General features: G+C 44.2%; 14 protein-coding genes. 13 read left to right on the top strand and 1 reads right to left on the bottom strand.

The genetic code is table 11. From position 1 onward, the window contains the following. Window positions 1–395: 395 nt before the first annotated feature. From CKQ84_RS02005 to CKQ84_RS01985, 5 genes are all read left to right on the top strand, one after another. Complete coding sequence (locus CKQ84_RS02005) at window positions 396–803, top strand: hypothetical protein (protein WP_105249915.1); 408 nt, start codon at window positions 396–398, stop codon at window positions 801–803. A gap of 106 nt (window positions 804–909) precedes the next feature. Continuing rightward, window positions 910–1,305: a hypothetical protein gene (locus CKQ84_RS02000; RefSeq protein ID WP_105249914.1), complete on the top strand. Its 396-nt coding sequence runs from the start codon at window positions 910–912 to the stop codon at window positions 1,303–1,305. Between the two features lie 261 nt (window positions 1,306–1,566). Beyond that, entirely contained in the window at window positions 1,567–1,980 is a 414-nt protein-coding gene (locus CKQ84_RS01995) for a septal ring lytic transglycosylase RlpA family protein (protein WP_105249913.1), read from the top strand. Between the two features lie 305 nt (window positions 1,981–2,285). Further along, a complete protein-coding gene (locus CKQ84_RS01990; protein ID WP_105249912.1) occupies window positions 2,286–3,143 on the top strand; it encodes a sulfurtransferase in 858 nt (285 codons plus the stop codon). A gap of 107 nt (window positions 3,144–3,250) precedes the next feature. Beyond that, window positions 3,251–3,757, top strand: a complete 507-nt coding sequence (locus CKQ84_RS01985) for a DUF2937 family protein (protein ID WP_105249911.1) — start codon at window positions 3,251–3,253, stop codon at window positions 3,755–3,757. Here CKQ84_RS01985 and CKQ84_RS01980 read toward each other — a convergent pair. Further along, the gene (locus CKQ84_RS01980; RefSeq protein WP_105249910.1) at window positions 3,741–5,048 is read right to left on the bottom strand and encodes an FAD-binding oxidoreductase; all 1,308 of its coding nucleotides are present in this window, start codon (window positions 5,046–5,048) and stop codon (window positions 3,741–3,743) included. The two genes, CKQ84_RS01985 and CKQ84_RS01980, sit on opposite strands and share 17 nt — an antisense overlap. Window positions 5,049–5,284: 236 nt before the next feature. Here CKQ84_RS01980 and CKQ84_RS01975 point away from each other — a divergent pair, with 236 nt between their 5' ends. From CKQ84_RS01975 to CKQ84_RS01940, 8 genes are all read left to right on the top strand, one after another. Continuing rightward, a complete protein-coding gene (locus CKQ84_RS01975; protein WP_028760885.1) occupies window positions 5,285–5,833 on the top strand; it encodes a cupin domain-containing protein in 549 nt (182 codons plus the stop codon). Window positions 5,834–6,531: 698 nt separating this feature from the next. After that, on the top strand, window positions 6,532–7,293 hold the full coding sequence (locus CKQ84_RS01970) for a gamma-glutamyl-gamma-aminobutyrate hydrolase family protein (RefSeq protein WP_105249909.1): 762 nt from the start codon (window positions 6,532–6,534) through the stop codon (window positions 7,291–7,293). A gap of 2 nt (window positions 7,294–7,295) precedes the next feature. Beyond that, window positions 7,296–8,651 (top strand): glutamine synthetase family protein, encoded by a 1,356-nt coding sequence (locus CKQ84_RS01965; protein WP_105249908.1) that lies wholly within the window; start codon window positions 7,296–7,298, stop codon window positions 8,649–8,651. Window positions 8,652–9,249: 598 nt separating this feature from the next. Then, window positions 9,250–10,350, top strand: coding sequence for a polyamine ABC transporter substrate-binding protein (locus CKQ84_RS01960; RefSeq protein ID WP_105249907.1), 1,101 nt, complete (start codon window positions 9,250–9,252; stop codon window positions 10,348–10,350). A gap of 177 nt (window positions 10,351–10,527) precedes the next feature. Further along, window positions 10,528–11,664: a polyamine ABC transporter ATP-binding protein gene (gene potA / locus CKQ84_RS01955; RefSeq protein WP_105249906.1), complete on the top strand. Its 1,137-nt coding sequence runs from the start codon at window positions 10,528–10,530 to the stop codon at window positions 11,662–11,664. After that, the gene (locus tag CKQ84_RS01950) at window positions 11,661–12,566 is read left to right on the top strand and encodes an ABC transporter permease subunit (RefSeq protein WP_028760880.1); all 906 of its coding nucleotides are present in this window, start codon (window positions 11,661–11,663) and stop codon (window positions 12,564–12,566) included. Before potA ends, CKQ84_RS01950 begins: the two co-directional genes overlap by 4 nt. Next, on the top strand, window positions 12,563–13,378 hold the full coding sequence (locus CKQ84_RS01945; RefSeq protein ID WP_105249905.1) for an ABC transporter permease subunit: 816 nt from the start codon (window positions 12,563–12,565) through the stop codon (window positions 13,376–13,378). The genes CKQ84_RS01950 and CKQ84_RS01945 overlap by 4 nt, the downstream gene beginning before the upstream one ends. A 262-nt stretch (window positions 13,379–13,640) precedes the next feature. Continuing rightward, on the top strand, window positions 13,641–14,927 hold the full coding sequence (locus CKQ84_RS01940; protein ID WP_105249904.1) for an FAD-binding oxidoreductase: 1,287 nt from the start codon (window positions 13,641–13,643) through the stop codon (window positions 14,925–14,927). The last annotated feature ends 32 nt before the right edge of the window (window positions 14,928–14,959 follow it).

The raw sequence follows: 14,959 nt of genomic DNA, 5'->3' as shown, positions 1-14,959 counted from the left end.
GGAGCCGCTTTCGCTCAATACTAAAACCTCTTTTCATATTACATGGAAAGAGGTTTTTTATTTTTTGTAGCTCAAGCCGTACCCATTTTTCTAAGCCATATTTCACTTGTAAAATCTGCATCTGTTACCGTAAATAAAATGTTATCGTCTTGATTCGTAATGTTGTTGCTCATTTATACCCGATAGAATATTGACTTTAAACACTCCCATTAATATCTCAATTTACTTCCATTCTTATCTGCTTCATAAATATCGTAAGTTATCGCTTATAAATTTGTGGCTTTCAAACATTACCATTAATGAATTTAGTCATAGTGTAGTGGCATAGTGTGAAAAGTGTTGTAAGTTATTTGTGATATTATAGGGTGCTTAGATCATTGAATAAGAAGACAAGTATGAACAACGTAGAAGAGTTTGGGGCAATCGTCAGTAAAGCTCTCGATAGTTACAAATCTGATTTTATGGAACTTGTTAGGGAATATGCGATTTACTGTAAGAATCAAGGTGAGGCATATTGCGATTTTTTTGTCGACATAGCCTCTATGATGAATGGCGCATGGCTTTTAACCGCAGTATGTGAGTTTGAGGATGTTTCAGAATTTAAAGCCTTTAATTGGTATCAATTATTAAATTTTGATATAGACAATATGCCAGAAGATGATTTGTTCTCCCTACAAAATAAGCTATATGAAATCGGTTATATTTGGTTGGTGGAGCAATTAATTTCCTCTAAAAAAGAAATAAAATGTATCGAAATTAGGTTATTTCATAATGGCAGTAATGAATACCAATCTTTGGCATAATTAGCTTCTAACAGAGCTAAACGACATCAGTCACTGGGCTCATTGGATAGACTTTTTTGTGTGTGGTTATGTCATACCGTTGGTAGTATTTACCTCTAGGGCAAGTATGAAGAACTTTATTAGCAAAGATCTAGATATTGAAGAGTTCAAAAAAAGATTCGATAACACCAGAGAAAGTTTTATAAATTCTCTAAAAACAGCAAGTAAAGGTTATCGAAATGTAAGGTTCTTCGCTTGTGATGAAAGTGGAGTCCCCATTAAATGGGTATGGGATGATGAAACGTTCACACATAACTGGGAAGAGGGCACTCTTGAAGACGCTATTCAGTTTGCCCGTCACATGATAAATAGTGGAATGTATTTTGCGTTTATGGGTTGTTTGTCTGGTTCCAGTGATCTTGATATTTGGCTGACCACCTTTGAAAACCCCATAAAGAAACCTACATGGCCAAGTGGTAAAGAACCCAAATTTGAGATTATCCATGAAGTGTTAACTCGTTAGGGCTTTGTTTACCGATCTAAATTAGGAAACAAAGCCTCGTTATGACTGCATATTTTATCTCAATGTAAGAGCATTCACCTGTAAATACGTGATTTTAGCGTGCAACTGCTGTAGCCTCGTGGAAATTTATTGTTTCTTATTTTGATCTTTTAGGATGCAGGTCTTGAGCTTTGCCATCTAAAGTTGTTCGTTATTTCCCTGTGATTTTTGCTGAGCCAATCGCTCGTCAGCAAAGCGTTCACTCATTAGAGAGGGTGTCATGTGAATGCACTTCAAAACCCAATTAGGCAGTTCAATGTCGTCAAACTATTTGCACTGGCATTGCTAAGCTTTTTGGCCGGCTGTTCTTCAATGCAGACGGGTGAGAATGGAAACTGGGTGGGATTCACGGAAGCTGGTCAGGCTTCATTTTATGGGGATAAACATCAGAATAAGCAGACGGCCAGCGGTGAACTTTACAAACATAAATTAAAGACAGCAGCGCATAAAAAGTTACCCTTTGGCTCGAGTGTTAAGGTCACCAATGTCGATAATGGCAAAAGTGTGATTGTGAAAATCAATGATAGAGGGCCTTTCGTGCGTGGCCGCATTATTGATCTGTCTAAATCGGCGTTCAGTAGTATAGGCAATACTTCTTCTGGCTTGATTGACGTGAAAATAGAAGTCATTAAATAGCGGCTATTTTGAAAACGGTTGTCTCGAAACGGACTTTTGCGAAAACGGCTATCTCGAACATGGCCATATCGACAGGATCGTTTTGAAAGCTGCATCTTAAAAATGAGCAGTTTGAAAGCACTCTCTTCAAAACACGGCTTCGACGTAATCTAATGATTGAATGCACTAATAATTGAGCACATAAAATTGAGTCGACGCTTTTAAATAAAATCTCAAAGCAGACAATTTGTTAAGCCGATATTTGGGCTTTACGGCATTTGGTGAGAGACTAGCGGCAGACTTGGATAACAGTAAAAGGACCCGCTATGGAATACCCACTTGTTAGTACGCAGTGGCTCGAAGCACACCTCACCGATCCCCATTTAGTCTTGCTCGATGCCAGTATGGAAACCGTTATTGGTAAAGAACCCTTAGTTTACGATGAGCCTATTTGCATTCCGCGCTCACGTCGATTCGACTTGGAAAATGTGTTTTGCGATAAGACTTCAACCCAAATTCATGCCTTGCCGACGTTTGAGCAATTCAGCCAAGGGATAGCCCAACTTGGGATTGAGGTCGACAGTGTTATTGTTATCTATGATAACCAAGGCATTTATTCATCTCCACGGGCGTGGTGGACCTTTAAAGTCATGGGCTTTAATCGAGTCTATGTACTTGATGGTGGCTTGCCTCAGTGGATTGAAGAAGACCGCATTACCTCATCGCGTTATCAAGCCGAAGGCGTCGATTATGGCCCGACGGATATTGATACTTTTGCGGATGTGCTGCAATACCACCCCGAGCGGGTGATGGATGCTGAGGCCGTGTTATCACGTATTGAAGATGCCGGAACGGCGATTGTCGATGCCCGTGGTGCGCCACGCTTTTTAGGGAAAGTGAGTGAGCCGCGTCCCGGTGTGCGCTCTGGGCATATTCCTTGCTCGGTTAATTTACCCTTCGCTCAAGTGCTCGATGGTAATAAAATCAAAACGGTCAGTGAGCTACAGTCTATTTATCAAGGGCTAGCAGCGGATAAATCCGCAAGGATATTCAGCTGTGGTTCTGGGATTACGGCGTGTATTTTGATCTTAGCTTCGGTTGCAGCGGGGCATAAAAATCCTATCCTCTATGACGGTTCATGGGCGGATTGGGGCAGCCGTAACGATCTGCCGATAGAGTGTTAATTGAGTATCACCATTGAAATTAGTGCTGTAGATTAATTAAGTTAGCGTGGTTTTGTTGAACATCATGTGACTTTTACGTCGTTTGGCGAAATGCCAAGGAGAAACCTTTGATAGCGAGATTGATCGATAAGTTGGTATTTGGATTTATTTTAGTGATTGCCTTACAGTTACCACAACTGGCTGATCATTATCAGCAATTTTTATCAGGCCTTTATGAATCGACTCGATGGCAGGTAGAAGGTTACGAGGCAACGGCTAAGGAATATCATTACGCCGATGTTGATGCCATGATTGCCAGCCACCAGCAAAATGAGGAGCCAAGTGTGCGTGCCGACGCTGAGCAAAAGGTACAGACACTGGCGCTTTATAAAGCGTTAACACAGGGCGTGGCGATCTTTAATACGGGCAATTTGTTTGAGAAAACTGCCTATATGTTTAACCCTGTTCGCTTTGATTATCTTGAGAAAACCATCAGTAACTTTAAGCCAGGGATACCTTTAACTTCTAGTGGTATTGGCTTTGGCGTCTTGGTGGCTTTAGTCGTGCATTATCTTGGGTCTATCCCTTTTATCCTGTGGGCAAGGCGTAACAAGCGACTTAAAACAAGTCCTTAAATCTGTGATACAGCATGCCTGCAGCGAGCATAGGTGAGCGGAACGTCGGGCCGCCGGGGAAGGTGATGTGTTTGATTTTAGCAAACACATCGAAATGTCCCGCCTGTTGGCAAATGGCCTCGGCAAGCAGTTTTGCCGCCATGTGAGTGGCATTCACGCCGTGTCCCGCATAGGCTTGGGCGTAAAAAATATTATTTGCATCGGGAAGGCGACCAATTTGTGGCATACGGTTAGCACCGATACCTATCATGCCACCCCATTCATAATCGATACGCACGCCTTTTAACTGCGGGAACACCTTCTCAAGATTCGGTCTCAGTGCCGCTTCAATATCCTTGGGATCTTTACCCGAATAGGTACAAAGGCCGCCAAATAGCAAACGACGATCTGCCGATAAGTGAAAGTAATCTAGGGCAATTCGCATATCTGCGAAGGCCATGTTTTGCGGGATAATACTCGCGCATTGGGCCTCAGTTAAGGGCTCTGTTGCCAATAAATAACTGCCTGCAGGTAATACTTTCCCCCCTACAAAGCTATTAAGTTTGTGGCCAATATAGGCATTGCCCGCCAGCACTAAGTATTGGCATGTGACTTCGCCCTTAGCGGTAATGACCTTAGGTTTGGCGCCTTGAATGATTTTTTCAGCAGCGCTGTACTCAAACAACCTAGCGCCGAGATTGCGGGCGACGCGAGCTTCACCGAGGGCAAGATTAAGTGGGTGTAGATGACCGCTACCCATATCAACTAGCGCGCCTTGATAAAAGTCTGAGCCTATGACTTCACCTAATTGCGCCTTAGTTAACAGCTTGATTTCTTGCTGATAACCTATGGCTTTGAGTGCGCTAAATTCTTCTTCAAGCTCATCCATGTGACGAGGTTTAACCGCTAAGTCGCAGTAACCCATTTGCAGATCGCAGTCGATACTGTGTTCTTGTATGCGATTTCGCACTATCTCGACGGCTTCAAAGCCCATCTGTTGAATTGCTTGAACACCTTCAATGCCGATTTCACTTTGAAATTGTGCAGGGTCATGGCCTATGCCGCGAATGAGTTCGCCGCCATTACGCCCCGATGCGCCCCAGCCAATTCGCCTCGCTTCTAACAGCACGACACTCATACCGCGCTGCGCGAGTTCTATGGCGGTATTGATACCGCTAAAGCCGCCGCCCACGATACAGACATCGGCATTGATATTGCCTTCGAGTTGTGGGTAAGCGTAAATTTCTTTAGCAGTATCAACATAATAAGAGTGTGGATACTGTTCACTGTGCACTGGAGGTTTGCTTGCCATTATGGCTCCCCAAAATTGTTTTTATTGTAAATTGGACTTGTCTCAGTATACTCATCACACTTTTAACATGACGCAAAAAAGTGTTCGTTTTATTTAACACGCTTTTTATGTAGAATACAATGAAAGCAGTAAAACACGCGCTTTTTGGGCGAAAATGTGTTCTGGATGGTGTTTATCCTGAACAACCTGTTCGTCATCTATCGGGATTGACCCGAGCCTTTAGGGGGATGTGAAATTTGGATATTGGAGCCAGCCTCAAAACTGTTCGAAAAATGAAAGGCTTATCTCAACGAGAATTAGCCAAACGTGCTGGTGTGACTAACAGTACGATTTCAATGATCGAGAAAAACAGTGTTAGCCCGTCAGTCAGCTCTTTAAAAAAAGTGCTGTCGGGTATCCCGATGTCTTTAGTGGACTTTTTCTCCATTGAAGCCTCAACGGATAGTGAGCAAAAGGTCGTCTATCGATCCAATGAATTACTGAATATCGGTACTGGGCCACTTGAATTTAAACTGATTGGCCGTGATTACCCGAACCGTGCAATGTCAGTGATGAATGAGATTTACCCACCCGGTTCAGATACGGGTGAAGAGATGCTAAAGCACGAAGGTGAAGAGGCCGCTATGGTGATAGAAGGTAAATTCGAACTCACTGTTGGGGATGAAGTGTATATTTTGGAAGCGGGTGACAGTTATTATTTTAACAGTGAATTACCCCATAGATTCCGCAATCCCTTCGATGAACCTTGTCGCCTTGTGAGTGCGACTACGCCTGCAAACTTCTAATTAAGTCATTAACTTACCCTATTATTCAACATATTAGGCCACTTATTAGCTAAAAGTGAGTGGCGTAATACTGTTATTCAACATTCCTGCGTATTTATACCAATCACATTAAATATCTAATCAGTTCAGAGCCTCACAGGCATTTCAATCCAAGGTGCATTGACGCAGAAATGGTCATTCCCTTTTAAGTCAATGCAACACGGGAGTGGGATGCCTGTGAGGCTCCCGAAGGGCGGGTTTCAACGCACTTTATACTGCGTTTAAGGCTTTCGACAGAGCACCACTATGCCTTAAGCCTTCGCCTTGTCTAAAGCGCGTTGAACTCTCGCTGAATGAACAGATATTTAATACGATTGGTATTACCTGCTTTCTAACCCTGTCATATTGGTTATGTATCCTCTTCTTTGTGTAAATAATATTGGTTCAAATTTGGTTCGAATACGGTTTAATTTACCCTGTAAAAAGTGAGCTTTATGCTGGTGTAACCGCTGGTTTATATACATGAATTAGCGTGAAATGGGAAAAATATACATTTAACTACATGTTATTTATGCTTATTAAGAATAAGTGGATTAAATAACCTTTAACAAGTGTTTAACCTCTTGCCTAGTGCTAAATTTCGGTGTACTGTGTGAAAAAATGAACATTTAAAGGCAAAGTGTTCGTTATGCTAGTAAAATCAATTCTAAAGGTGAGATATGTCAGCCGATTTACCCCTCATAGGTGTTATTGCATGCAATCAACAATTGGGATCACACCCCTTTAATATTGTTGGTGAAAAATACCTTTTAGGCGTAGTTAATGGCGCGAAAGGCTGGCCGTTAGTGATCCCATCTTTAGGTGGCGATTTACCGATAGACGCTATTTTAGAGCGTCTTGACGGTATTTTGTTTACTGGCTCTCCTTCTAATGTAGAACCCCATCTTTATGCAGGCCAGCCGAGTGAGCTTGGTACACACCATGATCCTAAACGTGACGCGACAACTTTGCCGCTGATCCACGCTGCTATTGCTGCTGGGGTACCTGTATTAGGTATTTGTCGCGGTTTTCAAGAAATGAATGTGGCTTTTGGTGGCAGTTTGCATCAGAAGCTCCATGAGGTGGGTGGCTTTATTGAACATCGAGAAGATAAAACCGCATCCTTAGATGTGCAGTATGGGGCTTCTCACAGTATTACTGTTGAGCCCGGGGGGCTTATTTACGAGGCCTGGGGCCGTAACTCTGCAGAGATTAACTCTGTACATACTCAAGGCGTGGAGCGCCTGGGTGTTGGGTTGCGGCCAGAAGCTTATGCTCCAGATGGGTTAGTGGAGGCTTTCTCCGTAATTGGTACTAAAGAATTTGCCCTCGGTGTGCAATGGCATCCAGAGTGGAAGGTGAGCGAGAATCCGTTTTACCTCTCCATTTTCAATGCCTTCGGTGATGCATGCCGACGTAGGGCTACAACTCGAGTGAAATAATAATGAATAAGCTAATCGCTTTTTTAAAAGAACGAAAAATCACAGAAGTCGAATGTGTTATCAGTGATATGACTGGCATCGCCCGCGGCAAGATTGCTCCAGTCGATAAGTTTCTCGATGAAAAAGGCATGCGTTTGCCCGAAAGTGTGTTGTTGCAAACTGTGACCGGTGATTTTGTCGACGAAGAGATTTATTACAGTTTGCTCGATCCCGCCGACATCGATTTTGTTTGTGTACCCGATGAAAATGCCGTCTTTATGTTGCCTTGGACCATCGAAGCCACGGCACAGGTTATCCACGATTGCTACGACAGAATGGGTAATCCGATTGAGCTGTCACCACGTAACGTATTGAAAAAAGTCTTGTCTCTCTATGACGAACAAGGCTGGGAACCTGTTATCGCTCCCGAAATGGAGTTCTATTTGACTCGTCGTAGTGACGACCACGATTTACCCCTAAAGCCTCCAATTGGTCGTTCAGGCCGCCCCGAAGCGGGTCGCCAGTCATTCTCTATTGATGCTGCAAACGAATACGATCCTATGTTTGAAGACATGTACGATTGGTGTGAGCTTCAAGGTTTAGATATCGATACTTTAATCCATGAAGATGGTCCCGCACAGATGGAGATTAACTTCAGCCATGGCAACGCATTATCTTTAGCTGATCAAGTGTTTATCTTCAAACGCACTTTACGGGAAGCAGCGCTGAAGCACGATGTGTGCGCCACTTTTATGGCAAAACCCGTGACGGATGAACCTGGCAGTGCGATGCATATCCATCAAAGCGTGATCAATAAAGAGACGGGCAAGAATATTTTCACCAATGAAGATGGGACTAAGAGCAAGCTATTCTTGGGATATATTGCAGGTCTACAAAAATTCATTCCTGAGTTGCTGCCACTGATGGCGCCAAATGCGAACTCGTTTCGTCGTTTCCTCCCGGGCACTTCGGCACCTGTAAACTTAGAATGGGGCGATGAAAACCGTACCTGTGGTTTACGCATTCCAGAATCTTCACCACAAAACCGTCGCATTGAGAACCGCATTCCCGGCGCCGACGCTAACTGTTATTTGGCGATTGCCGCGAGCTTGTTGTGTGGCTATATCGGCATGGTTGAGTCGCTAAAACCTTCGACTCCTGTGCAAGGTAAAGCCAATGAAAGTCGTAGCAATAATACCCATTGTTTACCGCTGACATTAGAGGAAGCATTAGCGGCGATGGAAGAAAGTGATGCCTGTAAGCAATATTTAGGCGAATCCTTCACCACTGGATTTGTTGCGGTAAAACAGGCTGAACTTGAAAACTTCCGCCGTGTTGTCAGCTCATGGGAACGTGAATTCCTATTACTCACTGTGTAATGTTTTGGATTGATTGCACTGACCGTGTTGCCGCGTTAACCCAAGGAATAAGGGGTTAACGTTGGCCATAACGATACTGATGCGTGCACTGTTTTAGTGAGGTTGCACTTAACTGGTGCAACTCGCTTGTTAAATAATATGATGGTTTTTAATGGCTTGTCCGTTAAAGTGATTATTCAATTCCATTGCTTGTCTGCAAGGGAAGTAAAATAGGCTTAACAATTTTAGGTTGTTCGCTGATTAGCGTTACTAACTAATTGTTAGTCATATTTAAAATGTGTTTATCTAAGTGTTTTTTGCGATTGCTTAGGGACTTGAGGCATTTACCTTAATGTTGCAAAATGTACAAGCAGTGTCATATCTAGTCTATTTTTTTGAGTGTTAATGCAATGCCGATGCCTCGAAAATTTGGCACGAAACCTGATACTTAACAAATTGCAGCAAGATATAAAGTAGGCATGGTTATCATGCCGTAGAGACTGCCGATGCGGTTTTTAAGGTGTAGCATTGGTCGAAAATAACAACAATATCCGGGCAGCCCGGTGACACAATGTCAGAATTTGCTTAAGCAGTTCTGCTACCCGAGAAAGGAGAAAGCATGAAGCTATTTAATAAGATGACCACATTAGCGCTGGCGACTGCGAGCGTATTTGCGAGCGCAGTGGCCCAAGCTGAAGAAGTCGTTCGCGTGTATAACTGGTCAGATTATATCGCGGAAGATACCTTAGAAAACTTCAAGAAAGAAACGAGCATTAGGGTAATTTACGATGTATTTGATAGTAACGAAGTGCTTGAGGCTAAATTACTGTCTGGTCGTAGTGGCTACGATATCGTTGTACCTTCTAACCACTTTCTCGCTAAGCAAATCAAAGCGGGTGCTTTCAAACCTTTAGACCGCGCTAAGTTACCTAACTTTAAAAATTTAAATCCAGCCCTGATGAAGTTGCTTGAAAAAGCCGATCCGGGTAACCAATATGCCGTGCCTTATTTATGGGGAACCAATGGCATTGGTTACAACATAGATAAAGTGAAAGCCGCTGTGGGGGAAGATGCGCCATTTAACTCAATGGAACTGATCTTCAATCCTAAATACGCTGAAAAAATTTCTAAGTGTGGCTTTGCTATGTTGGACTCTGCCGACGACATGGTGCCACAGGCGATGATTTATTTAGGCTTAGATCCTAACAGCACTAAGGCTGAAGATTATGAAAAAGCGGGTGAGTTACTGGAAAAAATTCGTCCTTATGTGACGTATTTCCATTCTTCACGTTATATTTCTGACTTAGCGAACGGTGACATCTGTGTCGCTTACGGTTTCTCCGGTGACGTATTCCAGGCGAAGGCCCGTGCTGAAGAAGCAAAAAATGGCAATAAGATTGGCTACTCCATTCCAAAAGAAGGTGCCAATCTGTGGTTCGATATGTTAGCTATCCCAGCTGATTCAACGAACGTTGATAATGCACTCACGCTGATTAACTATTTTCTACGTCCAGAAGTCATAGCGCCTATCTCTAACTATGTGGCCTATGCTAACCCGAACGATCCCGCTCAACCTCTGGTTGATGAGGCTATCCGTACCGATCCTGCGATCTATCCACCACAAGAAGTGTTAGACAAACTTTATATCGGTGAAATTCGTCCTTTGAAAATTCAGCGCGTATTAACTCGTGTTTGGACCAAAGTGAAGTCAGGACAATAGTCGATAGGGGGCAAGCCTAGCTTGCCCCCAGCTTTGCAAACTTCTATGTCCAATCCTATGCATAGTTAATCCACGTATAGGATTTGACACAGTTTGTTTAACCACTTTTCATTCATTAATCGTGTTGAACCTAGAGTTTGAGCGTATCTACGCCTCATTTTCGGGTGGAGAAGTACTATGGCAATCACCTCGAGCGTCACCAATAAACCGACAACAAAGACGCAAGAAAAAGTACTGCTCAAGATTGAGCGGGTAAGCAAATTATTCGATGACGTGCGGGCTGTCGACGATGTGTCATTAACTATCAATAAAGGTGAAATTTTTGCCTTACTTGGCGGCTCAGGCTCGGGTAAGTCAACACTACTGCGCATGTTGGCGGGTTTTGAAAAGCCCACCTCTGGCCGTATTTTCCTTGATGGGCAAGATATCACCGATTTACCGCCATACGAACGTCCCATCAATATGATGTTTCAATCCTATGCTTTGTTTCCCCACATGACAGTGGCACAAAACATTGCATTTGGTTTGAAGCAAGACAAGCTGCCTAAAGCCGAAATTGAACAGCGTGTGCAAGATATGCTGAAACTCGTGCATATGGAGCAATACGGTAAGCGTAAACCGCATCAGTTATCCGGTGGTCAGCGCCAGCGTGTTGCACTGGCCCGTTCATTGGCGAAAAGACCTAAATTATTACTGCTCGATGAGCCTATGGGCGCATTGGATAAAAAACTGCGTACCCAAATGCAGCTAGAAGTGGTTGAAATCCTTGAGCGTGTCGGCGTGACCTGCGTGATGGTGACCCACGATCAGGAAGAAGCCATGACAATGGCAGGTCGAATTTCGATCATGAGTGATGGCTGGATTGCTCAAACTGGCTCGCCAATGGATATTTACGAAAGCCCGAACAGCCGCATGATTGCTGAGTTTATCGGTACTGTGAATTTGTTTGGTGGCGCGATTGAAGTGGATGAGGTCGACCATCTGATCATCAAGTCCAATGATTTGGCCCAACCTTTCTATGTCGGTTATGGCGTCACGACTAACGTTGAAGATAAGAATGTTTGGCTAGCAGTGCGTCCCGAAAAGACCATTATTAGCCGTGAACAGCCCGAAGGTCAGTACAACTGGGCGAAAGGAATCGTGCATGATATCGCTTATTTAGGCGGTATTTCAGTCTACTACATTCGTTTAGAGAATGGTCAAATCGTACAGTGCAGTATGACTAACCGTGAACGCCGCGCCGATCATGCCACATGGGATGACGAAGTGTTCATTAGTTGGGAGGACACCAGTGGTGTGGTGTTGAGATCATGAAGAAACCTATTAAATTAAAGTGGCTTAAGGGCCGCTTCTGGACCATAGGTATTCCCTACGCTTGGCTGCTGCTGTTTTTTGCCTTACCGTTTGCGATTGTCCTTAAACTGAGTTTTTCGACGGCAGCGATTGCTATCCCGCCCTATGAAGCAACATTCCAATATGCTGACGATGTATTAAATATCTTCCTGCATTTGGGTAACTATTTGATGTTGCTCGATGATTCGCTATATTACATGGCTTATCTCAGCTCATTGAAAATGGCGTTAATTTCGACCTTGGGCTGCTTGATTATTGGCTACCCAATGGCCTATGCCATTGCCCGTGCCCCTGCGCGGTTGCAAACCGTGCTGCTGCTGTTAGTTATGTTGCCTTCTTGGACCTCATTTTTAATCCGTGTTTACGCTTGGATGGGGATCTTAAGTAACACAGGGATCATCAACAATTCACTGATGTGGTTGGGGATTATTTCTGAGCCGTTACAGATCCTCAATACCAATATTGCCGTGTATATCGGCATTATCTATGCGTATTTACCCTTTATGATTCTGCCCTTGTACGCCACCTTAGTGAAACTTGATATGAGTTTGATTGAAGCTGCGTCTGACTTGGGTTCAAGCCGTTTGAATACCTTCTGGAAAATCACCTTCCCGCTGTCAAAAAGTGGTGTGATTGCTGGTTCTATGTTGGTGTTTATTCCTGCCGTGGGTGAGTTTGTGATCCCTGAGCTACTCGGTGGTCCCGATTCCTTGATGATAGGTCGAGTGTTATGGCAAGAGTTTTTCAATAACCGCGACTGGCCTGTGGCTTCGTCACTGGCGATTGTGATGTTGGGCTTATTGATTATTCCGATCACTTTATTCCATCGCTATCAGGCGCGTAGTTTGGAGAAAGACCTATGAAAAAATTAAGCTTTTCTTCAGTAATGCTCTGGTTTGGCTTGTTTTTCTTGTATGCACCTATGTTAGTGCTGGTGATTTATTCCTTTAACGACTCTAAATTAGTGACGGTATGGGGAGGGTTTTCCCCTAAATGGTATGGTGAATTATTTCAAGATCAACAGATTTTAGATGCCGTATGGACCAGCCTGCGGATAGCGTTTTATAGCTCAACCATGGCGGTCATTATCGGCACTATGGCAGCCTTTGTGATGACACGTTTTAAGCGTTCATGGGCAAAACTGACCCTGTCGAACATGATTACTGCACCGCTGGTAATGCCTGAAGTGATCACTGGTCTGTCTTTGCTTTTACTGTTTGTGCACATGGCAGATTTGTTGGGCTGGCCCAGAGAGCGTGGCATGATGACAGTGTGGATTGCACACTCAACATTTTGTGCTGCCTATGTGGCTGTGGTGGTGTCTTCAAGATTGCGCGAGCTTGATATGTCAATCGAAGAGGCGGCAATGGACTTAGGGGCAACACCGCTCAAGACTTTCTTCTTGATCACTGTGCCTATGATTTCGCCGGCGCTGGTGGCGGGTTGGTTGTTGTCATTCAGTTTGTCCTTAGACGATTTAGTGATCGCAAGCTTTGCCTCAGGCCCTGGTGCAACGACCTTGCCTATGGTGGTGTTCTCTTCGGTACGTTTAGGGGTTTCTCCTAAGATCAATGCCTTAGCGACGCTGATCATACTGTGTGTTTCACTCATCGCTTTCCTTTCTTGGTATATGGCAAGACGGGCAGAGAAACGCGATCGTACACCAATGAACTAGTTAGCTTAATTTTGGGATGGCTTTGGTATTGGCAAAGCCATCCTTGATATTTGTCACCGCTCCCATCACCCGCTTTGCTTTGCAGGCTAGTCCTGTTACTCAAGATCACCAGAATTGAATCACTGAGCTAAAAATAATCTCGTGTTTGATATATCAAACAAAATGTAAATTATTGCGCTTTTCTGGCTAGTGTTTCGTTTTATGAAGGTGTAGGATGTGATGGCTGTTTAAAATAATGAACATTAGAATTCAAGGGAACAACATGTCTGCCATAGCTCACGCTGGATCATATTATGCGGCATCGGCCAACGATAAGGTTGAACGTCCGCGTCTACAGGAATCGATTGAAGCCGATGTTTGTGTGATTGGCGCAGGTTATACAGGCCTTTCTGCCGCGCTGCATTTATTAGAATCTGGCATGAGTGTGGTGGTGTTAGAAGCCGCTCGCATTGGCTGGGGCGCCTCGGGCCGTAATGGCGGACAAATCGTTAATAGTTATAGCCGTGACATTGATACTATTGAAAAAACAGTCGGTAAAGAACAAGGTAAACTCTTTGGCCAAATGGCCTTTGAGGGCGGGCAAATCATCCGTGATCGTATTGCTAAGTATAATATTCAATGCGATCTAAAAGATGGCGGCGTGTTTGCCGCGATTAACGAAAAGCAAATGGGCCATCTACGCCATCAAAAACAACTGTGGGAAAGCCACGGCCATGTTAATCAGCTCGAACTTCTCGATGCTAAAGGTATTCGCGGTGTGGTAAATACTGAGCGTTATGTCGGTGGTCTACTCGATAAAAGCGGTGGTCATATTCACCCGCTTAATTTAGCCCTAGGCGAAGCGCGCGCGGTTGAATCCCTCGGCGGTAAAATTTTTGAAGACTCAGCGGTGTTGAGTGTCGATGAAGGCGATAGTCCAGTTGTGCATACGGCGCAGGGCAGTGTCAAAGCCAAGTTTGTGGTCGTTGCGGGTAACGCTTATTTAGGTAAGTTAATGCCTGAGTTGCAGGCGAAATCTATGCCCTGCGGCACGCAAGTGATTACCACAGAGCCTTTGAGTGCCGATCTGGCTGCGAGCTTATTACCGCAGGATTACTGCGTCGAAGACTGTAACTATCTGCTCGATTATTTCCGTCTGTCTGGCGACAAGCGGATGATTTACGGCGGCGGCGTAGTGTATGGTGCCCGCGATCCGGCGGATATCAAATCGATCATTATTCCGAACATGCTCAAAACCTTCCCGCAATTAAAAGATGTGAAGATCGATTATGCGTGGACAGGCAACTTTCTACTGACGCTGTCGCGCCTGCCACAGGTCGGTCGTATCGGTAAGAACATCTATTATTCACAGGGTTGCAGTGGCCACGGTGTCACTTATACCCATCTGGCAGGCAAGTTACTGGCTGAAATGCTCAACGGCCAAGCCACGCGCTTCGATGCCTTTGCTGCATTGCCACATTATCCTTTCCCCGGCGGTCACGCACTTCGCGTCCCTTTTAGTGCTATCGGAGCTTGGTATTACACGTTAAGAGACAAACTAGGTCTTTAACATCATCACTTTTAAGAAGCTAGGTAGCTTCA

This window comes from Shewanella sp. WE21 (genome assembly GCF_002966515.1).
Taxonomy (GTDB): Bacteria; Pseudomonadota; Gammaproteobacteria; order Enterobacterales; family Shewanellaceae; genus Shewanella; species Shewanella oncorhynchi.
The sequence above is the reverse complement of the archived record's forward strand: the minus strand, read 5'-3'. Positions and strand labels throughout refer to the sequence as shown.

Excerpts from the sequence above, each read along its gene's own strand:
- CKQ84_RS02005 (WP_105249915.1), top strand. The coding sequence starts at position 396 with ATGAACAACGTAGAAGAGTTTGGGGCAATCGTCAGTAAAGCTCTCGAT.
- CKQ84_RS02000 (WP_105249914.1), top strand. The coding sequence starts at position 910 with ATGAAGAACTTTATTAGCAAAGATCTAGATATTGAAGAGTTCAAAAAA.
- CKQ84_RS01990 (WP_105249912.1), top strand. The coding sequence starts at position 2,286 with ATGGAATACCCACTTGTTAGTACGCAGTGGCTCGAAGCACACCTCACC.
- CKQ84_RS01980 (WP_105249910.1), bottom strand. The coding sequence starts at position 5,048 with ATGGCAAGCAAACCTCCAGTGCACAGTGAACAGTATCCACACTCTTAT.
- CKQ84_RS01970 (WP_105249909.1), top strand. The coding sequence starts at position 6,532 with ATGTCAGCCGATTTACCCCTCATAGGTGTTATTGCATGCAATCAACAA.
- CKQ84_RS01965 (WP_105249908.1), top strand. The coding sequence starts at position 7,296 with ATGAATAAGCTAATCGCTTTTTTAAAAGAACGAAAAATCACAGAAGTC.
- CKQ84_RS01960 (WP_105249907.1), top strand. The coding sequence starts at position 9,250 with ATGAAGCTATTTAATAAGATGACCACATTAGCGCTGGCGACTGCGAGC.
- potA (WP_105249906.1), top strand. The coding sequence starts at position 10,528 with ATGGCAATCACCTCGAGCGTCACCAATAAACCGACAACAAAGACGCAA.
- CKQ84_RS01950 (WP_028760880.1), top strand. The coding sequence starts at position 11,661 with ATGAAGAAACCTATTAAATTAAAGTGGCTTAAGGGCCGCTTCTGGACC.
- CKQ84_RS01945 (WP_105249905.1), top strand. The coding sequence starts at position 12,563 with ATGAAAAAATTAAGCTTTTCTTCAGTAATGCTCTGGTTTGGCTTGTTT.
- CKQ84_RS01940 (WP_105249904.1), top strand. The coding sequence starts at position 13,641 with ATGTCTGCCATAGCTCACGCTGGATCATATTATGCGGCATCGGCCAAC.